The sequence below is a fragment of the Streptomyces sp. NPDC005263 genome (assembly GCF_042872365.1).
Lineage (GTDB): Bacteria > Actinomycetota > Actinomycetes > Streptomycetales > Streptomycetaceae > Streptomyces.
Window position 1 is genome coordinate 1 of sequence record NZ_JBIAKJ010000015.1, and the last position, 24,679, is coordinate 24,679.

Below are 24,679 nucleotides of genomic sequence, written 5' to 3' on the forward strand. Positions count from 1 at the left end.
ATCCGCCGCTACATCATCTGGCGCAACAAGCATGCTGCCGACGACCGCCTCCGTGACGTGGTGAACAGGGCGAACGTTGCCTGATGCGGCACTAGGCCGCGTCCTGGGGATCCCAGCCGGGGGAGGCGGGCCGTCAGGCGTCCTCGTGTGTCTCCCACGCGTCCGGCGGTTCGGCCGACCACGGCACCCGCCGGTGGAACGTCTGCAGATCAGCGCGGACCTGACGGAGTTCGTCCTGAGCGTCGGTCAGGTTTTTTTTGGGGGGAGTACGAAGTTGCCACGAGGCAAAGGTACTGCTGTTCGAACCGCGAGTGGCTGTGGCAAGCGGATTGGCAGAAGAGCTCAGTCAGTTGGCGTCGGCATGGTGCAGGCGTCGGCGATAGCCCGCGTGTCCCAGTAGAACGGACGCACCTCGGTGATCCGCCCGTTCTTGACCTTGATCGCTTGCAGGATCGGGAAGCTGAGTTCACGGCCGGTCGCACGGACGCGCGCACGGACCTGTGTGAGCACCACCGCAGTCTCACCGGTGGCAAGAAACGTCTGGTCCACCATGTCGAACGACTCCCACACCTGTCCCATCATGAGGAAGAACTGCGTCATGCCGTCGTGCCCACGCCAAGTGCCGCCATAGGGCAGAGCATCTGCCTGATGCAACTCGACATTCGGCGCGAAGAAGGGGGCGAGCAGGTCGAACGAAGCCTCCCCAGGGCCGCCGGCCGCGAGATACTCCGCCTCAGCCGCGTACATGCCGGTGAGGACTGCCAATGAGTCCGTAGTGGATGACATCGTCATGCCGCCAGCATGATCAGCAAAGACAGCTCTTGCTGGCGGCAATCAGACATTGTCGTGCGACGCGGTCGTTGTGTCCGCTAAGTCGCGTGGGATCAGCCTGGGGTTCGGGGGTGCGGGGTTTGTTTACGCTGTCGATCGCTCGAACAATGGGCGGCAGTTCAACGGGGGTGGGGTCGGCATGTCCCGATAGCTGGGCTGGCCGACCGCGCCGCCACCACCTCGACCACTGGGGCCTGGTGATCCCGCCCGGACCGGTCCGTACCGGCTGGAGGGGGTTCTCGGCGCGTGTGGGGCCTCCTCAGTGGGCAGCGGTACGTCCCACTCGCCGTGGGCAGTGCGGCGCAGCCGAGCCTGGCAGTGCTGCTGACGTCGTCACCGGCGTGAGGTACATCAGCGCGGAGGTGTGCGTGACGCCGCTGTGCGCACGCTCAGCCAGGAGAATGCCGTAGCGGCCCACCGTGGACAGCGCGACGGTCCACGCCCGTGCGAACCAGAGGCCCCCGCTCGACGGCGCCGCCGCGTGGCGGCGCAGGGGAGCCGTACGCCCAGGACGTCACGGTCGTGAGGCCGCAGCCGCCGCGGCGGCTGCGGCCCGGGGTAAGACTTCGCGGGACTGGTTACGAGGGACCGGCCGTCACCGGGTTGAGGTAGAAGTAGTACGTGCGGGCGTCGTCCGGGTGCGTGTCTCCCTGGCCGATCCAGTGTCCGAGGGCTGGCGCCCGGCCCAGGACGGAGGCGTCGAAGCCGGTGGCCTCGTTGGTGAGCACGTGCATGTTGGGAAGGCGCGGGTCAGGGGAGGACAGGGTGAAGTTCTGGCTGGCGCCAAGGTCCGGGAGCCCCGGAGGGTGCTGGAGGGGGCGGCAGTCCTGGAGGACGTAGCGATCGCCGGGCCGTCCCAACGGGCCGTGTTCGACGTCGAGACACTTGGGCTTGCTGGCCGGTGACGTCATGGTGACGATCCGGTACGTCTTCTTCTTGCCGTCCTGGGAGATACTGGACGGCTGGAACACCCAGTCCTCGTCCTGGTTTGGGGACACCGGTTCGGTGCTCGCAGGGGTGCCGTCGCGTGATCCGGCGCCCCAGACGCCCAGATCTTCGCCGTTGCCGACGTTGTGGACCGCTACTCCGTTGTCCCCGGCGGCCCGCAGCGTGCCGAACTCGACGGGCCAGTGGTCGCTGGCCGCGTTCGGCCCGACGCCCGCCTGCCACCGGTCGGTGGTCACGTTAGACACGCCGTAGTCCAGCTCGCTGCCGCTTCGATGGGTCGCCCGACCACTGTTGTAGATGCGGCTGCCGTTCGGTATGTCCGGCAACAGCCGCCGGGGCTCACGATTGAAGTCACCCAGCACCATCCAGTCGATGCCGGCGATCCGTGCAGTGTCCTCGGCTCGGCGAAGGAGCGCGGGCGCGTCCGCACCGGCGGGGCTGTACGGGTCACGGCGCCCGGCGGAGGCGTGAGCCGAGGCGAACATCATGCTTCGGGTCATGTCGACCACTGCCAGCATCGACCGGTAGGGGGAGGTGATCTCGAAATACACGTCCGACTGAAAAGACGTGACCATACCGAGGGTCCGTGACGGCTGCCGAAGGACGTAGAGGTAGCGCTGGCGGTCTCCCCTCTGCCAGGTGTAACGCTCGACGTTCCCCTGCACCCGTGGTTGCTGTCCCTGCACCTCCGCGGGCAGAGCCTGCGGCAGTTCCTGAAGCGCGACCACGTGGTGCGGTTGGCTCAAATCCCACGCTCTGTTCCAGTTGTCCCGGCTGTATTGCATGTTCCACGTGGCGGGCGACAACTCGTCCGCGGGCGGCGATGCCGCGTGAGCCTTTCCGGGCCAGGCGGCGAGAGCCCCGGACAGCAGCAGCAGTAATGCCGCCAGGACGGACGCGGTGCGAGTGACTGGCCTTCTTCCATCAAGTGCGTGCATCATCCAACCGTCTCAAACGGCCCGGCCGGACGCGTAGAGGGGGTCAAACCCTTGCGTGAACTTCCCGCAGTGTGAGTTCCCGGCTCTATGCGGTGCCTCAAAGCGAGTTGAGCTCAGTCCGCGGCATGGTCGTCCGGGTTGCCTTTGAGGCTCACCATCGGATTTCACAGCAACAACGAGATGGTCGTGGCAATCAGCCCGGAGTGATGGGGTCGAACCGCGAGGCGTGTGGCCGAGTGGTGGTGGTCAATGGCGTTTCAGGGAAGTCCGTCAAGGTGCGGGTAGTCGACACGGGCACCGGCCTGGCCGATAAGTGAGCCAGGGCGGCCACTCGTGTACCAGTCGGCCCCCAACTCGTCCCTCCCACGGACTGCGAGAACGCCCCGTCCTGGGGCAAGTTCCTCATGAAATGATCTTCGCAGTGGTTGGATCACTCCGGGATGGTTGAGAGCGTGGTGGTGAACCATGCTGTAGCTCGATGAGCTGCGGTTTTATGGCCGGGCGGGTGTGGTGGGTGCCGGGGCAGGGCAGTCACGGCGAAGGCGCCACCCGGCGCGCGGAGAACGGACCGGGAACGGCATCCGCGCTGAGCAGGGAGGATGACGTGCCGTCAGGATCGGTGGCGGGACCGGTCGGGTCGGTGACGGCTGTGCCAGTGACCGTGCAGCAGGCGGTGCCCGCCGGGACGGGTGGGAGTTCGGACCGTGATCCGCGGCCGCCGGCCTGGCGGGCCGGTCTGGGCGAGGAGGTGCTGTCGGGGGTCTACCGGCAGGTCTGCCAGTGCAGGCGCTGCCGCGCCATCCGCCGGGTCAGGGTGAGCAGGCCGGCCCACCACACCATCTGCTCGTGGTGATCGCGGCGGCGCTCGTGGTCGCGGTTGAGCCTGCGGGCCCGTGACAGCCACCCCAAGGTGCGCTCCACAATCCAACGGCGCGCGAGCACCACGAACCCCCTCTGCCCGTCCCTTCGCCGCACGACCTCGACCTTCACCCCGTGCCGGGCGAACGCCTGCGCCAGGGCCTGGCCCTGGTAGGCGCTGTCGGCCCAGACCAGCTTCAATAGTCGGCCCGGCGCGGTCATGAACCGCTCCAGCAGGTCCGGGGCGGCCACCGAGTCGTGCACGTTGACCGCGGTGATGGTGACTTCCAGCAGCAGGCCCAGCGTGTCGGTCAGGATGTGGCGCTTCCTGCCGTCGCGTGATTTTGCGCCGTCATAGCCGCGGCTGTCGTCGGTGACGGTGTCCGCGCCGTCCACTGACTGCGCGTCGATGATCCCGGCACTCGGCTCGGCGGGCCGTCCCTTCTGTTGTCGCTCGATGCTCCGCAGCCGTTGGTACAGCTCGCACACGTAACCGTGCCGGCAGCACCGTCGGAAGAAGTCGTACACCGCCCGCCACCAGGGAGAATCGGCGGGGATAGCGCGCCACTTCGCCCCGTTGTCGACGACGTAGCGGACTGCGTCGACCATTTCTCGGTGGCAGAACGCCTCCGGGCGCCCACCGCGGCCCTCCAGCCAGGCCGGGGCCGGCACCGACGCACGGATCTGGGTCCACTCCGCGTCGGTCATGTCGGTGGGATAGCGTTCAGCACGCCGCCCCGCAGCGATCGCCCCGTACAGGTGCACGTAGCAGTCACACGGAAGAGGGGCCGGAATGGACCATGCGGCATCGGAAGTGGTCAACTGCGTGCGCAGCGGGTCTCCTTGAACGAGCCGGGTCTCGACAACCACGTCTCTACCGAGGGACCCGCTCTTTCATGCCCACCCCATCACCAGCACCTGTATGCGAGGCATCACCCACACCGAGATAGCCGAACGCCAATCGCTTCACCACCACACTCCCATCACACCAACCGAAACGGCGAGGCTAGGGCCTCGCCCGGTGGGCCGGGATGCGGAGGCTCCCGCACCGACGCCTCCGACTCCTCGTTCTCACTCCGGCCACACCGGTTCCACCGGCGTCGGCCTAACGCCGGTCCGCCCTCCGGGGCGACCGACGGGAGTTTGACGACAAGACCTGCGTAAACAGCCAATTCCCGTGACCGAAGGGGGCATTGGCACTCCTCGGCCACAGGTTTCCCTTGAGCCGCTTTCCGCGGAGCGCTCACTCTGATCACTGGCTTCCGCTCACCAGACCGGAAGCGTCGTCAGCGTTCAGGGGAGGAAGCCACCCATGCGAAGACTCAACGCCCTCTGGGCCGTGGCAGGAGCGGCAGGACTGCTCACGGGCGCGGTCACGCCCGCCGCGGCCGGTTCCGGATCGCAGGTCAGCGCACCGGACACCACGCCCGTGCGGGGCGGCGCCGAGACCGGGGCCACGAAGACGCAGACCGTCACCCTCATCACCGGTGACACCGTATCGCTCAGCACCGGCCCGGACGGCAAGTCCGCCGTCGACGTGCAGCGCGGCAAGGGCCGCGAGACCGCCACCTTCGTGTCGAGCGAGAAGGACGGCGAGGTCAGTGTCCTGCCGACGGACGCGATCCCGCTGGTGAACGCGGGCCGTCTCGACCCGGCCCTGTTCAACGTCACCCAGCTGGTGAAGCAGGGGTACGCGGACGCGAAGACCGGCGCCACCCCGGTGATCGCGACGTACACGAAGGGCAGCGCGACCCCCGACGGCGCGCGCCGGACGCTCGCGCTGCCCACGATCGACGGTGCCGCGCTCAGCGCGAAGAAGTCGACCGCCTTCTGGGCGGACATCGCTCCCGCCCTCGGCACCGAACCCACCACGAAGGCCGCGAAGCAGCTCGGCGAGGGCATCGACAAGATCTGGCTCGACGGCAAGATCGAAGCCTCCCTCGATGTCAGCGTGCCGCAGATCGGCGCGCCCGAGGTGTGGAAGTCGGGCTACGACGGCAAGGGCGTCAAGGTCGCCGTCCTGGACACGGGCGTGGACGCCGGGCACCCGGACCTCGCGGGAAAGATCGCGGAGTCGAAGAGTTTCGTGCCGGACCAGGCGGTGCAGGACGGCCACGGCCACGGCACCCATGTGGCGTCCACGATCGTCGGTTCGGGCGCGGCCTTGGACGGCAGGCGCAAGGGTGTGGCGCCGGGCGCGGAGCTGCTCGTCGGCAAGGTGCTGGGCAACGACGGCCGCGGCCAGGACTCCTGGATCATCGCGGGCATGGAGTGGGCGGCGCACTCCGGCGCGAAGATCGTGTCGATGTCGCTGGGTGGCACGGCCTCGGGTCCCTCGGACGTGCTGAGTGAGACCGTCGACGAGCTGTCCGCGTCCACCGGCACCCTCTTCGTGATCGCGGCGGGCAACTCCGGCCCGGCCGAGCAGAGCATCGGCACCCCGGGCATCGCCGACTCGGCGCTGACGGTGGGCGCCGTCGACAAGTCCGACAAGCTGGCCTCGTTCTCCAGCCGCGGTCCGCGCCTCGGCGACTCGGCGGTCAAACCGGAGATCACCGCACCGGGTGCGGCCATCACCGCGGCCCGCGCGGCCGGCACCTCCATGGGCACGCCGGTCGACGAGTACTACACGACGTCGAGCGGTACGTCGATGGCCACCCCGCATGTCGCGGGCGCCGCGGCGCTGGTCGCGCAGGCCCATCCGGACTGGACCGGGCAGCAGATCAAGCAGGCGCTGGCGACCACCGCGAAGACCAACACCGTCAACTCGGTGTTCGAGCAGGGCGACGGCCGGGTCGACGCCGTACGGGCGGTCAATCAGGGCGTCTTCGCGACGCCGACGCTGAGCTTCGGCAAGTACAAGGCGAGCGACACCGAGGCGGTCGGCAAAGACATCACGTACACCAACACCACCGACAAAGCGGTGGAGTTGAAGATCTCCTCGTCCCTCCCCGATGCCGCCCTGAAAGCGGACACCGTGACCGTCCCGGCGAAGGGCACCGCCACCGTCGGGGTCACGGTCGACCCGGCCAAGGAGGCGGCGGGCCGGTACACGGGCCACGTCACCGCGGTTGCCGAAGGCGTGCAGGTCACCACCGCCGTCGGCTTCGAGAAGCTCGCGAAGACCTACAACCTGAAGGTGTCGCTGGTGGGCCGGGACGGCAAGCCGTCCACTTCGGCGTCGATCTACATGCTGCAGGAACTGAACGGCGCCTATCCGGACACGTACGGGTACGTCAGCAAGGGCTACACCTTCAAGGTGCCGGCCGGGACGTACAACATGGCGGCCTGGATCTCGCAGCTGGACGCGGCCGGACTGGAGGTCGCCACGTCGGTCGTCGGCGACCCGGAGGTCAAGGTCGACAAGGACACCGAGGTCGTCCTCGACGCTCGCACGGCGGTCGAGATCAAGCCGAAGACCAAGGAGGACTCCGAGTTCCGGGGCTTCCTCACCAACTGGCACCGGGAGGGCCCGGGCAGCGCCTGGGGGATCACCTACAACGAGGGCTGGTGGACCGACCACGTCTACGTGGCGCCCACCGAGAAGGTCACCGAGGGCATGTTCGAGTTCTCCTCGAAGTTCCGTCTGTACGCCAAGGAGCTGACGGCGAGCGTCACCAGCCCCGAGAAGTACTCGCTGCCCCTCGACTACGCGCACACCTCCAGCGGCTTCCCGGTGAAGATCAACGGTGACCGCACGGTCCAGGCCGTGGACGCGGGCAGCGGCAGCCCGGCCGACTTCGCGGGGCTCGACGTCAAGGGCAAGGTGGCGGTCGTCCGGGTGGCAGCCGCTGAGACGGCGGACGAGGCACTGGCCAACGCGACCGCTGCCGGGGCCGGTTACGTCCTCGCCTACCACGAGACGCCCGGGTACTGGATCTCCTGGGTGGACAGCGCGGCCATCCCGCTCATGACCGCCACCGGCGAGGACGGCGCGAAGCTCGGGGCCCTGCTCAAGAGCGGGAAGAAGGTCAAGCTGAAGCTGCACGGCACCGCGGTCAGCCCGTTCGTGTACAGCGTGATGTTCCCGCAGCCGGACGCCGTCTCGGCCGACCAGACGTACGACCTGAACAGCTCCAACACGGTGAAGCAGACGGTTCGCTACCACGCGGGCCGGGCGGGCCAGGTCGGCAAGGACGCCGTGTACAGGTTCCGTCCCTACCAGTCCACCGACCTTGCGACCACCGACAACATGCCACTCGGCACGAAGCGCACCGAGTACTACAACGTCTCCTCCGACACCCGGATCTGGCACGCCGTCTATCCCGACATGAACGCCTTCAAGCCTCAGTGGAATGCCCTGCGGACCTTCGACAAGGCGGGCAAGCTGCCCACCGAGGACTATCTGCGCCAGGTCGTCCACCCGGCGACCAGTGAGCAGTACGGCCTCTCCCAGCGAACCGGCGACAAACTCACCTTCGCGATACCGGAGTTGAATGACTCCACGCCGGGGCACTACGGGTCCGTGGACAACATCCAGGACACCGCGAAGGGCACGCTGTACGCGGACGGACAGCTGGTCGGCAACACCGCCCTCGGCGGACTCGGCGCCTTCGACGTCCCGGCGGCGAAGGCCTCGTACCGCCTCGTGCTCGACGCCCGGCGCACGGCCGAATGGGCCGCGTACTCCACCGGCACCCACACCGAATGGTCCTTCGCCTCGGCGCACACGGACCAGCGGACGGCGCTGCCGCTGCTCTCGGTCGACTACGACGTGGACGGGCTCGACCTCCTCAACCGTGCTGACCGCAAGCACACCTCGGAGCTCGGACTCTCCGTTCGCAGTCAGTCGGGCAGCGTCACGGCCGGTGACCTGAAGGCATGGGTCTCATACGACGACGGCACGTCCTGGAAGGAGGCGAAGGTGAAACACGGCGAGCTGAAGCTCAAGCACCCGAAGGGCGCCACGTTCGTGTCGCTGCGTGTGCGGGCCGCCGACCGGAACGGCAATGCGGTCGACCAGACCGTACTGCGGGCGTTCGGCCTGAAGTAGCGGGCTCGAAGGAGACGCACCGAAGGAGACGCACCGAAGGAGACGGCCTGCAGGGGATGCCTGAAGGAGTTGGCCTGAAGCAGGCGGCCTGAAGTGAACGGCCCCAGGCCAGTACAAACAGCCTTAACAAAGATCGTCTACTGTGCCGGGCCATGGTGAACACGGCATACGACACGGCAGGGCAGACCCCCGCCGCGAGCCCTTGGGCCGCGGTGGGGGTCTCCGCGTTCGACGAGCTGCTGTACCAGGCGGTCCTCAACCAACCCGACGCCGGCGCGGCCGGCTGGGCGTTGCTGACCGGTGCATCCCCGGCCCAGGTCCACGAGGCCTGCAACCGGCTGCTCACGCTCGGGCTGCTGCAACCACCGGACTCCATGGGCGGGTTGCGGGCGATCGACCCCCGGGTGGCCATTCGCGGGCTGATCCGGCGGCGCGAGACGGAGTCGGAGCTGCTGGCCGCCACCGCCGAGCAGATGGCGACCGCGTACGAGGCGGGGTTGCTGCGCGAGGAACCGTCCCGGCTGGTCGAGGTGGCCTCCGGCGAGGGGGCCATCGCGGCACGCCTCGAGGAGATGTACGCGCGGGCAGAGCACGAGGTCTGCCTTTTCGACACTCCGCCGTATCTCGCCCCGGCCGCCCCGCAGGTGGATCTCCAGGCCGATCTGCTCAACCGCGGGATCGTCTCTCGCGGGATCTACGCGGCGACCGGCCTGGAGGATCCGAAGGTTCTGTCCCGCGCCTTAAGAATGGTCGAACTCGGCGAGCAGGCCCGGGTGTTGCCGTCCGTGCCGCTCAAGCTGCTGGTGGTCGACGGATGCCGGGCGCTGCTGCCGCTGACCGCCTCCGTGGCCGGCGGCTACTGTGCCGTCGTGGTGTGGCACTCGGCGGTGACCGAGGCCCTGCAGAAGCTCTTCGAGCTGGCCTGGCAGCAGGCGACGCCGCTGGGCCAGGCGGCCGACGACAGTGAACTCTCAGAGAATGAGAGGATGTTGACCCGGCTGCTGGCGGCCGGAATGAAGGACGAGGCGGTGGCTCGCCATCTGGGGGTGAGTCTGCGGACCCTGCGGCGACGGGTGAGCGAGCTGCAGGAGCGGCTGGGTGCGACGAGCAGGTTCCAGCTGGGGATGCGGGCTTCCCAACGCGGCTGGGTGTGAGCCCGCACCAGGTTCGGTAGGTGGTTTTGATCAAGGGGGCGGCCCCCGGGAACTCCGTGCCGCTGCGCGTGCGGGCCGTTGGCAGGGACGGCAACCGGATCGACCAGAACGTGCTGCAGGCGTTCGGTCTGCAGCGACCTGCAGTGACCTGCAGTGAGTCGTTCACGACGGTCGGGCCGCGCTCCCTACGGGATGCTGGTGGTTAATTCGGGCCTGTGCGTGCGGTCCCGCCACCGATCCTGACGGCACGTCATCCTCCCTGCTCAGCGCGGATGCCGTTCCCGGTCCGTTCTCCGCGCGCCGGGTGGGGCCTTCGCCTTCCTCGGCCAGCGCACGCAGCACCTCTTCACGGGCGATGCGCGCGTGGTCCACACGCTGTCGGGCCGCGACAGCGTGCTCCTCGGCCTCCCGCACCGCCTCCAGCCAGGACTCGAGCTCTTCCCGCGCCCGTGCCTCACGGCACTCCAGCAAAGCGATCACCGATGGCACCGACACACCTCCCGGACAGACAAATCCGACCGTCCGCTGACTGCCCTGCCCTGGCCCCCACCACACCCGCCCGGCCATAAAACCGCAGCTCATCGAGCAACAGCACGGTTCACCACCACGCTCTGATCTGGGGGTGCGGGGTGGCGCGGCCGAAGCCGTGGGAAGTTGACGACGAGCTGTGGGCGGTGATCGAGCCGCTGCTGCCGAAGGTTGAACGGCGGGCCCACCATCCGGGGCGGAAGCGTCATCCGGACCGGCTGGTATTCCAGGGCATCCTGGTCGTGCTGCACACCGGGATCGCCTGGGAACACCTGCGCAGGAGCTCGGCTTCGGCTCGGGCATGACCTGCTGGCGGCGCCTAGGGGGTGTTTCGAAAGCCCCGCACAGCACCCACGGCGCCCGGCACGCCCTCTCGCCGCACCGGACGAAACCCCAAGTACGTCCAGTACGAGGGCTTTCGTCCGGCACGCCGAGAGCACGCACCGGACACCGCGGGCACCGCACAGGACTTTCGAAACACCCCCTAGGGCCTGTTGCGCAAGTGGATCTTGGTTGTGGATGATCATGCTCTGTGGGGCGTGGTGATCTGACGAATGGACGGTGGACCCGGCTTGAGCCGTTGTTGCCGCGGGGCATCAAGCCGGGCCGTCCGCCGGTGTGGACGCGGCGGCAGCTGATGGACGGCATCCGGTGGCGGACCCGTACCGGTGCTCCCTGGAGTGATGTGCCGGAACGCTACGGGCCCTGGGATCGGGTCTATGACCTGTTCCGGCGCTGGCAGCGCGATGGCACCTGGGCCAGGATCGTCACTCAGATCCAAGCTCGGGCGGACTCGAAAGGCCTGATCACCTGGGATGTGAATGTCGACTCCACCGTCTGCCTGGCCCACCAGCACGCCGCCGGGGCCTCGGAAAAAGGGATCTGCAAAAGGAACCGCCCGGCGGCATTGCCGTCGAGCCGGCCGACCACGGTCTCGGACACTCCCGGGGCGGCCTGACCACCAAGATCCACCTTGCCGTCGAGCAGGGACAGAAGCCGCTGAGCCTCGTGATCACAGCCGGTCAACGGGGTGACTCGCCACAATTCGAGCCGGTCCTGGAAGCCGTCCGGGACCTCGCCTTGGTCCGGGCAGGCCCCGCAGGCGGCCGGACCGGGTGCGAGCCGACAGAGCGTACGACTCCCGCCGCAACCGGGCCTACCTGCGCAGACGCGGGATCAAGGCGACCATCCCGGTCCCCGCCGGCCGCGTCCGCAACCGCCAGAAGCTCGGCTCCCGAGGCGGTCGGCCGCCGAAGTTCGACAAAACCGACTACCGCGAGCGGCATGCCGTCGAGTGCGGGATCAACCGCCTCAAGCGCCACCGGGCCGTGGCCATGAGATACGACAAGCTCGCCGTCCGCTACGAGGCGACCGTGTTGGTCGCAGTCCTCAACGGGTGGCTGTGACCAGCACCTTCCCAACAAACCCTAGTCGACCCTGACCACGTACTTGCCCCGCACCCCGCCAGCCTCCAGCGCCCGGTGTGCCGCCGTTGTCTCTGCCAGCGGGAAGACCGTGTCCACCGCCGGCCGCAGCTTCCCCTCCGTCACCTGGCGGGCGAGGTCGTCGAAGAGCGCACGTTCGGGGTTGCCGCTGAAGAAGCGCACCCGGCCGCGTCCGTGGACGGCGCTGGCCGCGATGTAGCCCAGCGACGCGACGGGCCGCGTCAGGTCGAGGGCGATGGTGACCATGCGTCCGCCGGGCTTCAGCAGCCGCCGTAGGCTCCGCAGGTCGGTGCCCGCCGTGTCCAGGACCACGTCGAACAGTCCCAGTTCCGCCGGGGACACGGCCCGGTGGTCGACGGCGTGGTGGGCGCCGAGCGTGCGGACGAAGTCGAGGTTGGCAGCGCGGGCCAGGGCCGTGACCTCGGCGCCGTACGCCTGTCCGAGCTGGACGGCGGCGTTGCCGACGCCGCCCGCCGCGCCCCGTACCAGCAGCCGTTCGCCGGGGCGCAGTGCGGCCTTGTCGCGGAGGGCCGTGATGGCCGTGGTGGCCACCGGCAGCGCGGCTGCGGCCACGAGGTCCAGCCCGTCCGGGACCCGGCCGAGCCGCTCGGGCCGTACCGTCACGTACTCGGCAGCGCTGCCGAATCCGGAGCTGCGGCCCAGGACGCCCCACACCTGGTCGCCGACCGCTACGCCGGTCGCGCCGGTGCCGAGTGCGGCGATCTCGCCAGTGAAGTCCAGCCCGATGCGCTGCGGGAACTTCCGGCCGGTGAGCAGGCGGGCCCGACCGGAACGGGCCGCCAGTTCGCCGCCGTTCACGCTGAACGCGCGCACGCGCACGAGGACCTCGCCGGGTGCCGGTCCGGGACGTGGCACCCGGCCCACATACAGCACCTCGGGGCCGCCGAAGCGGTCGAACAGTACGGCTTTCATCGTGCGGTCGTCCATCGTTGGGTTCTCACCTTCGCCACCAGTGGCCGTGCGGGGGATCGTGGCGCCGAGCGTAGGCTGGCAAGCGGACGAGATCGTCCACCTGACCGGAGGTGAGAGAGAGCGGTGGGGGAATCCTCTCGGATCGCGGGGCAGGACAGTCTGCGGGCGGATGCCCGGCGCAACCGGCGGCGCATCCTCTCGGCTGCCCGCGTGGTCTTCGCCGAGCACGGCATCGACGCGCCCATGGCGACCGTGGCCCGACGGGCGGGGGTCGGCGTGGCGACGCTGTACCGGCGTTTCCCGACGCGGGACGCCCTGGTGCGGGCCGCGTTCGAGCACCAGATGGACACCTGTGCTCAGGCGCTCACCGAGGCGCTGGCCGACCCCGATCCGTGGCAGGGCTTCCAGCGGCTGGTCGAGACGGTCTGCGAACTACAACGGGAGGAACGGGGCTTCCCGGCCGCGTTCGTCGCGGCCTTTCCGGACAGCACCCGAGAACACGCGCGGCTACGGGAACAGGCCGAGCGGGACTTCATGACCCTGGTCCGCAGGGCTCAGGCGGCGGGCGCGCTGCGAGCCGACTTCCACCCCTCCGACTTTGCCGTAGCCCTGTTGTCCCACTGCGGTCTGGTCACCGCACTGCCAGGTGACCGTGCGGCGTCCCGGCGCCTGGTGGCGTACTTGCTCCAGTCGTTCCGCGCCGAGGCGGCCCACGGAGCGCTGCCGGCGCCGAGCGCACTGTCGCTGCGCAGTCTTCCGCTCGCGGCCGACGGCTCTCAGGGACAGCGGCCCTCCAGAGCCTGATACGAAGCGGCGCCTGCCCGCGTGGCCCGCCCTTCGGGCGACCGCGCCACTTTCGCAACAGGCCCTAGCCGAGTGGACGGGGGCTGGGGTGTGGCCCCGGCTGCACGAGGTCCTGCTCGCCAAGCTGCGCGCTGCGAACGCCCTGGACTTCTCTCGTGCGGCGGTCGACGGCTCCCACATCCGGGCGTTGAAGGGGGACCCAAGACCGGACGAAGCCCCGTCGACCGGGGCAGGACGGGCAGCAAGCATCACCTGATCACCGACGCCACTGGCATCCCGCTCCCGCCCTGGGAGTGAAGCCGCTGATCGCCCGTCGCGGCACCGAGCACGGCTCCGGCCTGGGCACCCAACGCTGAGTCGTGGAGCGCGCGTTCGCCCACTTGCACTGGTTCCGCCGCCTTCGCATCCGCTGGGCGATACGCGACGACATTCACGAAGCCTTCCTCACCCTCGGCTGCGCACTCATCTGCTGGAGACGTCTGCGCTCACTCTGAAGGGCACTGGGGGGCGGTGCATTCGGCTTCCTGGGCTGCCATGACCTCATCACCATGCTCGAAGCCCCACGCTCCCACAGCGTCAACGGGCGCCAGCAAAGTCCGTCCCAGAGCTGTGAGTTGGTACTCAACGCGCGGTGGCGCTCCCGGGTGTGCCCGCCGGTCCACCAGTCCGTTGGACTGCAAGCGCCGCAGCGTCTCGGTGAGGACTTTGGAGCTGATCCCCCCGATCTGCTCGCGTAGTTCGACCGGACGCCTGGCACCGTCGCGCAGGGCCCAGAGAACCACGGCGTTCCAGGTGTTGGACAGGAGGTCGAAGGCCAGGCGTGCGCGGCAGTCGGCGAGGAAGGCATCGGTCGTCACGTACCAAATGGTGCCTGACAGACCCTCTAGCGTCTTTGCGAACGACCTAAACAGGCCCTGGGAGGAAATGCGTGATGAGAATCGGCGTACTGGGCACGGGCAACATGGCGGACGCGCTCGCCACGCACTGGGTCCGGTCCGGGCACGACGTGGCCATCGGAGGACGGGACATGCACAAGGCGGAGCGGCTCGCGACGCGCCTCGGGGGCAGCGCGAAGCCCGCCAGTCTGCGTGCGGCGGCTGAGTTCGGTCAGGTAGTGCTGTCCGCGCTGCCCTTCGGCACAGGGACGAGCGTGGTGCAGGAACTGCGAGCGGTCCTGGAGGGCAAAGTGCTGATCGACTGTTCCAATCCGGTCGGTCCAGGCTTCCGGCTGCTGACCCGGAGCGGCCTCTCAGCCGCACAGCAACTGGCCGCGGCGGCACCGGGATCTCATGTGGTCAAGGCGTTCAATCTCTGCCATGAGGATGTGTGGCGTATGTCGCCGCCCATCTTTGACGGGCGGCGCCTGGCTGTTCCGGTCTGCGGCGACGACGAAACAGCTCTCGCACTCGTGCACCAGTTGGTGCGGCATGCCGGCTGCGAACCCGTGGCCGCCGGCTCTCTCGAACGAGCGGGACTCCTGGAAGCGACCGCGGCACTCTTCATCGGGCTATGGGTCGGCGAGGGAGCCGATGCCCAAGCCATCGCACCCCCGCTGGCCTATGCCGCCGGACCGAAAGACGAGGAACCACAAATCGCCGAAGAGGCTTTTCGATAGGAGCTCTTAGCCCCGCGCCAAGTGCGCCCCTCGCTCCGCCCCTTCACGGGATAGTGCGAGGGCCGGCCTGCACCACAGGCCTCGTGCGTCACGCGATAGGTGGCGCTCGAGCACGCTAGTCGGCGGCCGGGCGCGACAGTTGGCGCGCAGGTGAGCCGGGACAGGTGAGCCGGGACAGGTGAGCCTGGACACGATAGGCGGAACCTGGCCACGCACGTCGGAACCAGGGCCCTGGCTTCGGGGGAGCTGGGTGTCACTGGCGTCGGGTCGGATGAGCCCGTGACTGTCTATGACGTGGCCCGCCCGCGTCCCGCCGTTGGCCGGACGACGGCGGGACCTGGGTGGCGGCCCGTGCGGCGGCTGGGCTGAATCGCTCCCTCGGCGGCGTGCGGGATGTCCCCTGCGGGGTCATGATGAGACGGCCCGGCCGCTGCGGGAGCGCCGGGCGGGAAGGGGCAGGCTATGGAGCTGTTCCCGCCGGCGCCGCTGCCGGAGTGGCGGGACACGAAGGAGACGCTGCACCGTTTCGCGCAGATTGTCGGCAAGATCCGCTTGGCCGCGAGCGCCCGGCGCAACCATTGGTGGAACGTCCCGTTCCATGTCACTGGGCGCGGCATCACCACCCGTCCGATGGGTCAGGGCGACGGGAATCCGATCTTTACGGTCGACTTCGACTTCGTCGATCACCGGCTCGCCGTCATGACGATGGACGGCGAAGAGCGGTCCTTTCCGCTTCCGGGCCAGTCCGTCGCGTCCTTCTACGACCAGACCCTGGCCGCTCTGGCCGCGCTGGGCGTCCGGGTGAACATCGCTGTTCCCAGGCCCTTCGATCTACCCGACGCCGACCGGCCGTTCGCCGAGGACACCGAGCACGCGACCTACGACCCGGTGGCCGCAAACCGCTACTGGCGGGTGCTGAGCCAGGTGGCGTCCGTGCTGGAGGAGTTCGCGGCGGGCTTCTCCGGAAAGGCCAGCCCGGTGCACCACTTCTGGCACACCTTCGACATCGCCCACAGCCGGTACTCCGGGCGCCGGGTCGACCAGCCCAGGCAGGCCGACCCCGTCACCCGGGAGGCGTACTCCTCGGAAGTGATCAGCTTCGGCTTCTGGTTCGGCGACGACACCTTTGCCGAGCCCGCGTTCTACTCGTACACCGCCCCCGAGCCCGCCGGCCTGGCCGAAGCGCCGCTCAGCCCGGCGTCCGCACGGTGGGTCGCGCACGGCGACAGCCACCTGGCCGTGCTGCGCTACGACGCGGCCCGCGCCGAGGCTGATCCACGTGCCGCCGTGCTCGCCTTCTACGAAAGCGCCTACCAGGCCGGGGCCGGACGCGCCGGATGGGACATCGCGGCGCTTGACTGCCCCGGCGGAATCACGGACCCGGTCCGTCGCATCTGACGCATTCGGTCAGCAGTGCAGCGCGGTGCAGTGGTCAGGCTTCGGTATCGGTGCGCGCCAGGATGCCCTTGAGCAGGCCCATGGACTGGCCGACCTCGATGAGGTAGCCATCCGGGTCGCGCATGTAGCGGCGCAGCTCGGCGCGCCGGTCGATGGGCGGGGTGAGGAACTCGGCTCCTTTGGCACCCCTCGGTACCGGTTTCGGCCGGACGACAAGGAGGTCTCGCCATGGTTATGACAGACGCCGCCCCGAAGACCGTCACCCCTGGCTCCTGTCCGGCACCCACCCGGGTCGTCACCGCAGCTCCCGCCAACTGCGCACGCGTCTCGCGTCCTACGGCCTGCTCTCCCGGCGCGGACGCAACAGCGCGCTGATCGACCTCGCAGCGCAGCTGCCCCCGCCGTCCTCAGTGAGATCCTTGGCATCTCCATCGGAGCGACCACTGGCTGGGCCGCCGCCGCGGGCGCCCCCAGCGCGCAGTACGCCGCCGACCTCAGCCGCCGCTCGAAGAGCGGAGACCAGGGTCGGATACTTGCGGCGACGCTCTCGAAGAACGGAGGCCACGGCGTGAGTGAATAGGGGCGTCCTCTTCGACATCACGCACGACCACGACGGTGAACAACTCAGCGGTGTGTACGGCGGTGATCCGTCCAGGGGCACCGCCGTCGTGCTGCATGGCGCAGGCACCAGCAGCACTCGGAAGGCCGGTCCACTACAATCGGGACAGTTGTCCCGCTTGGTCGGAAGTCTGAGGGTCTTTGATGCGTGCTGATGCCGAGCGCAACCGCAAGCGTGTCCTGGAGGTGGCGTTGGAGACGTTCGCCGCCGAGGGGCTGTCGGTGCCGGTGGCGGAGATCGCCCGGCGGGCCGGTGTGGGCACAGGGACGGTCAGTCGGCATTTCCCGACGAAGGACTCGCTGTACGAGGCGATCGTGCTGCATCTGGTGGCCGAAATCGTCGACCGCGCCCGGCAACTGGCCGCGACCCGTGATCCGGGCGCAGCGTTCTACGAGTTCTTCGCCCTGATGGTCGAGTACAGCGCGGTCAATCTCGGTCTGTCGCAGGCGATGAGCGGGACAGGCTTCGACGTCCACTCGGTGGCGTTGGCCCCCGAGCACAATCTGCTGGCCGTGGAAGAGGAGCTGCTCGTCGGTGCGCAGAAAGCCGGCGCCGTGCGGCCGGACGTCGTGCCTGCCGACGTCAAGGCGCTCATGGTCGGCTGTCTGGCCCGGGAGCAGCGGGGTCCCGACTCGGAGGCGCGTAAGCGCATGATCGACCTGGCGTGCGCGGGGCTGCGCGCCCAGCGGTAGCGGCGTCAGCCGACCGCGCCGAGGAACGGACCGAGGGGAGCCGTGCCGGAAGCGGTGAGCGCGAGGTTCAGTTGCGGGGCGCGATGAGTGTGTCGTCGCGCGGGACGCGGCCTGGGACCCCTGTGTACAGGTCGGTGCGGCGGTGGTCAGTAGGTCCGCAGTGGCTCGTCGTCGGGCCGGGCCGCCAGCCGTACCCGTTCCGTCTGTTCGCCCGTGTCGTTGGCTGTCTGGTCGGTACATGTGGTCGTGGCTACGCGCTCGCGTGCTTGCCGCTGGTCCGGCGGGCAGCGGGGCTGTGGGTGAGGATGCTGCGGAGTTTTGCGGTCTGCTGGTCGATGGCCTGTGGGCCGTTGCCGGTCAGCAGCCGCACGGACGGCTCGTAGGCCAGTTTCGGCGCGGAGATGTTGGGTGAGGACGCGACGGTGAAGCCGGCTTCCTTGATGGCCACGTCGACGAAATAGGGCAGTCGGGTCGCTTTGCCCGGGACGCGCGGGTAGAGGAACCGCAGCGCGAACCGCTCGCCGATCTTGGGGACGGTCGAGATGGTGGCGGCGAGGAACGGGTTGTCCTTCACGGAGTAGGCGGCGCCCTGCGCGTCGATGCGCTGGCGGGTGGAGGTCACCGCGATGGGCGCGTGGCAGATCAGCGAGATGGTGAGGTCGTTCTCCCGGGCCACGTGGAGGGTTTCGCCGAGCCACGGGTTGTCGCGGAAGTCGACCATGGGGGCGTGACCGCCGGGGGTGTGGATGAAGTCGAAGTCGGCGAGGGTGAACGGGTCGGCCGGGTCGCGGTGGCGCTGGACGAGTTCCTGCAGCGAGTGGAAGGTGGCCTCGGGCAGCTTGTCGAGGCGGCGGATCAGTTCGGGGCGGTACTCGGCGAGCTCCGGTTCGCTGTTGGGCAGTAGTCCGGAGACCGGGATCCGGCCGATGTGCCGCTCCAGCAGCCGGACTTCCTGCTCGCGGCGGGCGACCAGCTCGGGGTGGCGCTGCCGGAAGCTGGTGACGTCGAACGAGCGGCGGCGCTGCTGCATGCGCAGGGGGAGGGTCTTGGCGCCGGTCTTCTCGATGGAGTGCACGGACAGGGCCATGCCGTTGATGTCGAGTTGCGGGGCGTTGCCGTCGGGGGTGGCGAAGGTGAACTCGTAGTCGTTCTCGAACTCCTTGAGCACCTGAGCCATCTCGACCAGGAAGAACCCGGTCGAGATCGACTTGACCTCGGCCGGCTCGATCAGCGGCAGCTGGCGGCCGGACGAGATGATGATCAGTGCGCGACGCTTGGTGGTGGGCATGACGGGAGCTCCTTCAGTGGGCCTCGGTGGTGTGGGACGGGGGGCCCGGTCGGCCCGCTCCTGGGATGCGCTGCTGTGCTCGTGCCTGGCGACGCGCGCCGCTGCCCCCGCTGTGACTGGCGTCCCTACCGGTAAGGGTCCACGGCCAGACGCATACCGCCGCTCGGTTCAGGTCGGGTTGCCCTGAGACAGGGCGGAGACGTCTTCCCAGTCCTGCCAGGTCTTGAGGCGCTCGGCGTAGACGTGGGGGATCATGTCCAGTCCGTCGGTGCCGAAGAAGACGCGCAGGGGCGGGGTGTCGGCGTCGACGATCTTCAGAAGCGCCGGTCCGACCGCGGTGGGGTCGCCGAGCTTCGCGTCGCGCCAGCCCTCGGCCAGGGCCGCGCGCAACCCGTCGTAGACGGGCAGTTGCTCGGCGAAGCTGGCGGAGGCACCGGACCAGTCGGTGGCGAAGCCGCCGGGCTCGACCAAAGTGACCTTGATCCCGAATGCGGCGACTTCCTTGGCGAGGGACTCGGTCAGTCCTTCCAGGGCCCACTTGGAGGCGTGATAGGCACCGAGGCTGGGGTAGGTGGTCACGCCGCCGATGGTGGAGATCTGCACGATGTGGCCGCTGCCCTGCTCGCGCAACAGGGGCAGCGCGGCCTGGGTCACCCACAGGGCGCCGAAGAAGTTGGTCTCCATCTGGTCGCGGATCTGCCGCTCGGTCAGTTCCTCGACGGCGCCGAACAGGCCGTAGCCGGCGTTGTTGACGACGACGTCCAGGCGGCCGAAGTGTGCGTGTGCCCGCTGGACGGCTTCGGCGGCGGCGGCCTTGTCCGTCACGTCCAGGGTCAGCGCAAGGATCGCCTCGCCGTGGGCGGCGACCAGGTCTCTCAGGGAGTCGGTGTTGCGGGCGGTTGCCGCGACCCGGTCGCCGCGCTCCAGGGCGGCGAGGGTGAACTCGCGACCGAAGCCGCGCGACGAACCGGTGATGAACCAGACCTTGCTCATGACGTAAACCTCCGGTGGGGATGGGCGACCATCCGCAAACGGGATGGACATCCCGATTAACTATACGGGATGAACGTCCCGCTTTCGAGTCGGCTGTGAAGGCTAGCGGCGGCACCGACCCGCAGCCCCACGGTCGGCGGCCTTGCGCTGACGTCACCTGGAAACGGACTCTCGGCTCAGGGCCTGGATCTCCTGCGGGAAGCTCGCCCCGGTGAGGCTCCTCAGGCGCCGTCCATAGGCGACGGGTGGCCACCAGGTCGCCGGCCGCGGTCGGCGACCCGTGAGGGGCGGTGCGCCCTTCGGTGCGCCGCGGCCGTCGGAGTCGACGTAGCTCGCGCAGGGAATGTCCTGCGTTGTCGCGTACAGGGTCGGCAGTGCGCCGTCCTTGTCGCCCTGGGTGAGGAACTTGCTCGTGATCGGCGCAATGGTGCGGACGCCCTCGTTTACTCTGCTGCTCCGCCCCTGACTGCAGGGTTCGCGTGACGTGAGCGCGGGCATCCGCAGCACTGCTGCACCTTCGAACGTGCGTCCGGTAATCTCCTGGACGCGTCTCGTTCGTGACTTAAGAGGAGTGTCATGCGCTACGGCTACATCGGTTCGATGAAGGTCAAACCCGGTCACCGCGCGGAGGTGGTCGCTGTACTGGTCGCCGGCGCTGACGGTCTGCGCAAAGCGGGATGCCATCTCTACGTCGTGACCGAATCGGCCACTGACGAAGACACCGTGTGGGTGAGCGAGGTGTGGGAGAGCAAAGAGCATCACGACGCGTCGTTGCAGTTGCCCGAGGCGAAGGCTTCCATCGGCAAGGTTATGCCGCTACTGACAGGTGAGTTCACTAGTCAGGAGACGCACGTCGCGGGCGGTCTCGGTATCTAACCGCGGCTGCGTGCCGTGCCGAGACCGTAGGGTGCTCCGGAGTCACGGCCTGGAGTCGGCTGCGGGACTGGACGAGGCCGGCGTCTGGCCACGCCTGCACTCCGCCCTGCTGACCGAACTGCGCCGCACGGACTCGCTGGACCTGGGCGACTGCGCCGTCGACGGCTCGCACGTCCGGGCTCTGAAAGGGGGGACCACGTCGGTCCCTCGCCTGTCGACCGCGCCCGCCCCGGCTCCAAGCACCACCTGACCGTCGACCGCCACGGAACCCCGCTCGCCGTTACGCTCACCGGCGGCAACCGCCACAACGTCACCTAGCTGTTGCCGCTACTGGACGCCGTCCCGCCGATTCGGGGTCTGCGTGGGCGCCCGCGCCGCCGGCCCCGGCGCCCGTACGCCGACTGCGGCTACGACTTCGACAAGTACCGTCGCCCACGGTTCCGGGCTGGGGAAGGCGCGTTGGGTGGTAGAGCGCGCCTTCGCACTGGCTGCACCAGTTCAAGCGACTCCGCATCCGTTACGAGCGACACGCTGACCTCCATCAGGGCCTACTCGAACTCGCCTGCAGCATCATCTGCTTGCGACGAATGCGAACTTCATCTTGAAATGATCAGTAAGTGCCCGAAACGGGATGTGTGTCAGGTGCCAGGGCGAGCACGCCACGCGTTCTGGAGCGCCGGCTGCACGTCTTCCCCGAGAACGAGGTGTGTCGTCCTGCCCGGCAGGGTGGGCAGCTCAGCCCAGTGAGTCACCGTGTCATCGTCGGCAAGACCGTAGGGCAGACGGACATATCCGTCGGAGTCGACGAAGCAATCCCTGTGTTCCGTTCCGTCCTCACTGAAGTGCCGAGTCGTGAAGTACATCGGCCTTACCAGCCAGAACGCCTCCTCCAACGCGTTCTCGGACTCAGCGCTGTCGGCTGGGTACCGGCCCGTGATCGCCGCTGCCACCGGTACACCGTCCCGCGGCAGTCTTTCACGTGCGTCGACCCAGGTCACCTGGGTGTTCAGATCCACCATCCCTCTCCTCAGTCAAGCGTTCGGATGCCTGTTCTCTGCCCATGCGCCCGCACATCGGCAAGGCCCGTATACCGATCTCGGCATCCGGTAGGACTGCCCAGCGCTTGCGCAGGTTGCGTGAGCCGGACGAACACGGACCGAACACTCCCGACTGTCCGCCCTCCCTCTCGGATCGCCGCAGATCACCAGTCGACACCGCGATCTCATTTTGCAACGATCAGTTAGGGCTGGACATGTTCTTCAGTTCGAGCACGAGGTATTCGCCGTCGTGCGCTGGGGCCAAGTCCAGCTGTCCGGAGCGGAACTTGGCCTACAGGGAGGCGTTTCAGCGATCGACTACTACCAGCGCGGCTACACCTGGGGCGAGGACGAAGTCCGTACGCTGCTGCGGGATCTGTGCGGATCGTTCCGGAACTGGTCCGCCAACCCGTTCTACCTGCGCCGCCCGCACACCGCACCGCAGTACTTCCTGGGAATGTTTGTCTACTACGAGCCCGTCAAGAACCGGGGATACCTCGTCGACGGGCAACAGCGCTTCGTCACGCTGCTCCTGCTCTTCCTGCAACTGCGGCTTGCGGCACAAGAGCGCGCAGACACCATTCGCTCTACCGCCGCAATCTGTGGGCACGCGGTCAGCAGATCGAATCCCTGGACCGGGTGGTCCTGGTCGGGATCCGGGCGGCCAGCCCCGATCACGGCTACCGGATGTTCGAGACGATGAACGACCGCGGCGCCCGCCTGACCGCTGTGGACCTCCTTACCCAGTGGCAGCAGATGCTGCGGGAACTGGCCACCGACCGGGGGGGGGAGGGGGACTCCGCCGCCCCATCACGCTTCATCAAGGCCTTCCTGCTGGCCCGCTGCGCCCGCGAGGGTTTCGACGACGACCGCCGGCAGATCGACAGCAACCTCAACGTATGAGTCCGCCACAACACTGCCCACCTGGGCCTCGTGTCCGAACGGCCCGACAACTTCCTGCCCGGAGATCGCGTTCCCCGTGTCCATCAACAACGTGGGTCGGTCTCCGATGTACCGGATCGGACCTCGGCAGTGGGCGGCCCTTCTGGTTCGAATATCCGCCCATCCCCATTCCGTGGAATGTCTTCATCACCCCGATGCCGGACGACGACGGTCGCGACGTGCACCTGAGCATCCCTCAGGACAAGGCCCAGCTGTTCGGTACGCCATCCCGGAACGCGCGTCTGCATGCTCATGCCCCCGAACACACCACCTCGGACTGACGCTCCAGCGACAGGCCGGCCACGCATCGACGCAGGACCAGATCGACACCGACGTCTCTCCGGAGCGAGCTCAGCGGGCAAGGGACCGGTGAAGGCCAAGGAGATCGCGGGGAGCCGGGCCCGGTGACGACGCCGGAGCAGGCCGAGGGGGATGCGGTCGAAGGCCACGTGGCCGGCAGAGCGCCGGTGGTTGCGGCAGACGTCGGAGATGTTCAGCGCCGACCGGTGGTTGCTGCCAACCCGCTCGACTCCTCCGTCTGAGGTCTGCGTCCTGGCCGACCCGGACGAGCGGGCCGAAGGGGCACGCTCGGCGTCTCCCTCGCACTGACCACAACACCGGCCCGGCCACCGTCCGGGCGGCCGTCTGACGCAACCGCACTCCGAACGGACGCGGTCGGTTGGTCGGTCCGTCGGCCCTGAGGTGCACTGAGATCAGCGGCCCCGAATGTGCGGTGGGCCGCGTGCTACCCACGGGGCGGCCGACGATCAAGGAGACCCTCATGAAACGGCACATCAGGACGGCCACGACGTTGGTTGCCGCCCTGGCTGTCGCCGCCGCGGCGGCGGGGTGTTCGAACGGCGGTGACGAGGGCAGCGCAAGCGGCACGGAGACCGGCAACACGCCTGACAGCTTCGAGACAAACGTGGTGCCTGCGGCGACCTCGTCGGCCGGCCCCGCGGTCGACGTCAAGGACGGCACCTACGGCAAGATGCTGGTCGACGAGAAGGGCCGGACCCTCTACCTCTTCGAGAAGGACACGAAGGACAAGTCGAAGTGCAATGACGACTGTGCCAAGGCGTGGCCGCCGTTCACAGTCAAGTCGACACCGACCGCGGGCAAGGGACTGAAGAAGGACCTGCTCAAGACCGCCAAGCGGGACGACGGCTCCGAGCAGGTCACCTACAACGGGCACCCGCTGTACCGGTTCGCAGCCGACAAGAAGGCCGGCGACGCCAACGGGCAGGACGTCGACGCGTTCGGTGCCAAGTGGTTCGTCGTCGACCCCGACGGCAAGAAGATCACCACCAAGCCCAAGACCAACGACGGCGGCTATTGACCTTCAGCCGGTCCGGCCCACCAGTGCTCGGAGGCTCCATGCCGTTCTCGTTCTCCACCGGCGCGGCTCGGCTCGCCGCGGCCACGGCCTGCGCACTTGCTCTGACAACCCTCGCCGGATGTTCGAACGGGGGAGGCAGCGGCGGTAACAGTACGACCGACTCGGCCACCAGTCCCTCCAGGAGTGGTGGGACGCAGGTCACGATCAACGACTTCAAGTTCCAGCCTGCTTCCCTGACCGTCTCTCCCGGGGCGAAGGTCACCGTCGTCAACAACGACACGACCACGCACACCCTGACGGCGTCCAAGGGCGGTTCCTTCGACACCGGGGACATCGCCCCCGGTAAGAGCGCCACCTTCACGGCACCGTCCAAGCCGGGCGACTTCCCTTACTCATGCACGATCCACCCGTTCATGAAAGGCACGCTCACCGTCGAGTGAGCCCGGCA

Annotated in this window: 20 protein-coding genes and 6 pseudogenes; 16 read left to right on the forward strand and 10 right to left on the reverse strand. The window is 68.5% G+C overall.

Annotated elements, in window-relative coordinates; all coding sequences use genetic code 11:
- A pseudogene (locus ACFYRY_RS39750) lies at positions 1-84 on the forward strand (transposase); the annotation flags it as partial.
- Positions 85-342: 258 nt separating this feature from the next.
- Here ACFYRY_RS39750 and ACFYRY_RS39755 read toward each other — a convergent pair.
- The 3 genes from ACFYRY_RS39755 to ACFYRY_RS39765 all read right to left on the reverse strand — a co-directional run bounded on the left by ACFYRY_RS39755 (position 343) and on the right by ACFYRY_RS39765 (position 4,283).
- Complete coding sequence (locus ACFYRY_RS39755; RefSeq protein ID WP_389157448.1) at positions 343-792, reverse strand: nuclear transport factor 2 family protein; 450 nt, start codon at positions 790-792, stop codon at positions 343-345.
- Positions 793-1,409: 617 nt separating this feature from the next.
- Positions 1,410-2,525, reverse strand: a complete 1,116-nt coding sequence (locus ACFYRY_RS39760) for a hypothetical protein (protein ID WP_389157451.1) — start codon at positions 2,523-2,525, stop codon at positions 1,410-1,412.
- A gap of 954 nt (positions 2,526-3,479) precedes the next feature.
- Positions 3,480-4,283: an IS5 family transposase gene (locus tag ACFYRY_RS39765; RefSeq protein WP_389157454.1), complete on the reverse strand. Its 804-nt coding sequence runs from the start codon at positions 4,281-4,283 to the stop codon at positions 3,480-3,482.
- Positions 4,284-4,887: 604 nt separating this feature from the next.
- Here ACFYRY_RS39765 and ACFYRY_RS39770 point away from each other — a divergent pair.
- Complete coding sequence (locus ACFYRY_RS39770) at positions 4,888-8,568, forward strand: S8 family serine peptidase (RefSeq protein WP_389157457.1); 3,681 nt, start codon at positions 4,888-4,890, stop codon at positions 8,566-8,568.
- Between the two features lie 152 nt (positions 8,569-8,720).
- A complete protein-coding gene (locus ACFYRY_RS39775; RefSeq protein WP_389157460.1) occupies positions 8,721-9,722 on the forward strand; it encodes a response regulator transcription factor in 1,002 nt (333 codons plus the stop codon).
- 162 nt (positions 9,723-9,884) lie between these two features.
- On the opposite strand, the gene ACFYRY_RS39780 is transcribed toward ACFYRY_RS39775, so the two are convergent.
- Positions 9,885-10,211, reverse strand: a complete 327-nt coding sequence (locus ACFYRY_RS39780; protein WP_389157463.1) for a hypothetical protein — start codon at positions 10,209-10,211, stop codon at positions 9,885-9,887.
- A gap of 140 nt (positions 10,212-10,351) precedes the next feature.
- Between ACFYRY_RS39780 and ACFYRY_RS39785 the strand changes: the two are divergent.
- Together ACFYRY_RS39785 and ACFYRY_RS39790 are read left to right on the forward strand one after the other, a co-directional pair.
- Positions 10,352-10,572, forward strand: a pseudogene (locus tag ACFYRY_RS39785) (transposase); the annotation flags it as partial.
- Positions 10,573-10,782: 210 nt separating this feature from the next.
- Positions 10,783-11,656: pseudogene (locus tag ACFYRY_RS39790) on the forward strand (IS5 family transposase).
- 21 nt (positions 11,657-11,677) lie between these two features.
- Here ACFYRY_RS39790 and ACFYRY_RS39795 read toward each other — a convergent pair.
- Positions 11,678-12,643, reverse strand: a complete 966-nt coding sequence (locus tag ACFYRY_RS39795; protein WP_389157466.1) for an NAD(P)-dependent alcohol dehydrogenase — start codon at positions 12,641-12,643, stop codon at positions 11,678-11,680.
- A gap of 108 nt (positions 12,644-12,751) precedes the next feature.
- On the opposite strand from ACFYRY_RS39795, the gene ACFYRY_RS39800 reads away from it, so the two are divergent.
- Together ACFYRY_RS39800 and ACFYRY_RS39805 are read left to right on the forward strand one after the other, a co-directional pair.
- Positions 12,752-13,432, forward strand: a complete 681-nt coding sequence (locus tag ACFYRY_RS39800; protein WP_389157469.1) for a TetR/AcrR family transcriptional regulator — start codon at positions 12,752-12,754, stop codon at positions 13,430-13,432.
- A 64-nt stretch (positions 13,433-13,496) separates the two neighbouring features.
- A pseudogene (locus ACFYRY_RS39805) lies at positions 13,497-13,926 on the forward strand (IS5/IS1182 family transposase); the annotation flags it as partial.
- On the opposite strand, the gene ACFYRY_RS39810 reads toward ACFYRY_RS39805, so the two are convergent.
- Entirely contained in the window at positions 13,918-14,289 is a 372-nt protein-coding gene (locus tag ACFYRY_RS39810) for a winged helix-turn-helix transcriptional regulator (RefSeq protein WP_389157472.1), read from the reverse strand. The pseudogene ACFYRY_RS39805 and the gene ACFYRY_RS39810 sit on opposite strands and share 9 nt — an antisense overlap.
- Positions 14,290-14,363: 74 nt before the next feature.
- Here ACFYRY_RS39810 and ACFYRY_RS39815 point away from each other — a divergent pair, with 74 nt between their 5' ends.
- Both ACFYRY_RS39815 and ACFYRY_RS39820 read left to right on the forward strand, forming a co-directional pair.
- Complete coding sequence (locus ACFYRY_RS39815) at positions 14,364-15,047, forward strand: NADPH-dependent F420 reductase (RefSeq protein WP_389157475.1); 684 nt, start codon at positions 14,364-14,366, stop codon at positions 15,045-15,047.
- A 462-nt stretch (positions 15,048-15,509) separates the two neighbouring features.
- Entirely contained in the window at positions 15,510-16,445 is a 936-nt protein-coding gene (locus tag ACFYRY_RS39820; RefSeq protein WP_389157478.1) for a DUF5996 family protein, read from the forward strand.
- Between the two features lie 34 nt (positions 16,446-16,479).
- Here the strand turns inward: ACFYRY_RS39820 and ACFYRY_RS39825 are convergent.
- Positions 16,480-16,629, reverse strand: a pseudogene (locus ACFYRY_RS39825) (VOC family protein); the annotation flags it as partial.
- A 578-nt stretch (positions 16,630-17,207) separates the two neighbouring features.
- On the opposite strand from ACFYRY_RS39825, the gene ACFYRY_RS39830 reads away from it, so the two are divergent.
- Positions 17,208-17,756, forward strand: coding sequence for a TetR/AcrR family transcriptional regulator (locus ACFYRY_RS39830; protein WP_389157481.1), 549 nt, complete (start codon positions 17,208-17,210; stop codon positions 17,754-17,756).
- Positions 17,757-18,006: 250 nt separating this feature from the next.
- Here ACFYRY_RS39830 and ACFYRY_RS39835 read toward each other — a convergent pair whose 3' ends face one another.
- Complete coding sequence (locus ACFYRY_RS39835; protein ID WP_389157483.1) at positions 18,007-19,044, reverse strand: hypothetical protein; 1,038 nt, start codon at positions 19,042-19,044, stop codon at positions 18,007-18,009.
- Positions 19,045-19,212: 168 nt separating this feature from the next.
- A complete protein-coding gene (locus ACFYRY_RS39840) occupies positions 19,213-20,037 on the reverse strand; it encodes an SDR family oxidoreductase (RefSeq protein WP_389157486.1) in 825 nt (274 codons plus the stop codon).
- 576 nt (positions 20,038-20,613) lie between these two features.
- Between ACFYRY_RS39840 and ACFYRY_RS39845 the strand changes: the two genes are divergently transcribed.
- Together ACFYRY_RS39845 and ACFYRY_RS39850 are read left to right on the forward strand one after the other, a co-directional pair.
- Entirely contained in the window at positions 20,614-20,913 is a 300-nt protein-coding gene (locus ACFYRY_RS39845) for a putative quinol monooxygenase (protein ID WP_389157489.1), read from the forward strand.
- Positions 20,914-20,939: 26 nt separating this feature from the next.
- Positions 20,940-21,518, forward strand: a pseudogene (locus ACFYRY_RS39850) (transposase); the annotation flags it as partial.
- A gap of 33 nt (positions 21,519-21,551) precedes the next feature.
- On the opposite strand, the gene ACFYRY_RS39855 reads toward ACFYRY_RS39850, so the two are convergent.
- The gene (locus ACFYRY_RS39855) at positions 21,552-21,932 is read right to left on the reverse strand and encodes an AQJ64_40280 family protein (protein WP_389157492.1); all 381 of its coding nucleotides are present in this window, start codon (positions 21,930-21,932) and stop codon (positions 21,552-21,554) included.
- Between the two features lie 268 nt (positions 21,933-22,200).
- Here ACFYRY_RS39855 and ACFYRY_RS39860 point away from each other — a divergent pair, with 268 nt between their 5' ends.
- The 4 genes from ACFYRY_RS39860 (at position 22,201) to ACFYRY_RS39875 (ending at position 24,671) form a co-directional block, all read left to right on the forward strand.
- Positions 22,201-22,653 carry a DUF262 domain-containing protein gene (locus tag ACFYRY_RS39860; protein ID WP_389157495.1) on the forward strand — a complete coding sequence of 151 codons (453 nt, stop codon included), beginning with the start codon at positions 22,201-22,203 and terminating at the stop codon, positions 22,651-22,653.
- On the forward strand, positions 22,650-22,853 hold the full coding sequence (locus ACFYRY_RS39865) for a hypothetical protein (protein WP_389157498.1): 204 nt from the start codon (positions 22,650-22,652) through the stop codon (positions 22,851-22,853). The genes ACFYRY_RS39860 and ACFYRY_RS39865 overlap by 4 nt, the downstream gene beginning before the upstream one ends.
- An 820-nt stretch (positions 22,854-23,673) precedes the next feature.
- Positions 23,674-24,231 carry a hypothetical protein gene (locus ACFYRY_RS39870; RefSeq protein ID WP_389157501.1) on the forward strand — a complete coding sequence of 186 codons (558 nt, stop codon included), beginning with the start codon at positions 23,674-23,676 and terminating at the stop codon, positions 24,229-24,231.
- 38 nt (positions 24,232-24,269) lie between these two features.
- Entirely contained in the window at positions 24,270-24,671 is a 402-nt protein-coding gene (locus ACFYRY_RS39875) for a cupredoxin family copper-binding protein (protein ID WP_389157504.1), read from the forward strand.
- The last annotated feature ends 8 nt before the right edge of the window (positions 24,672-24,679 follow it).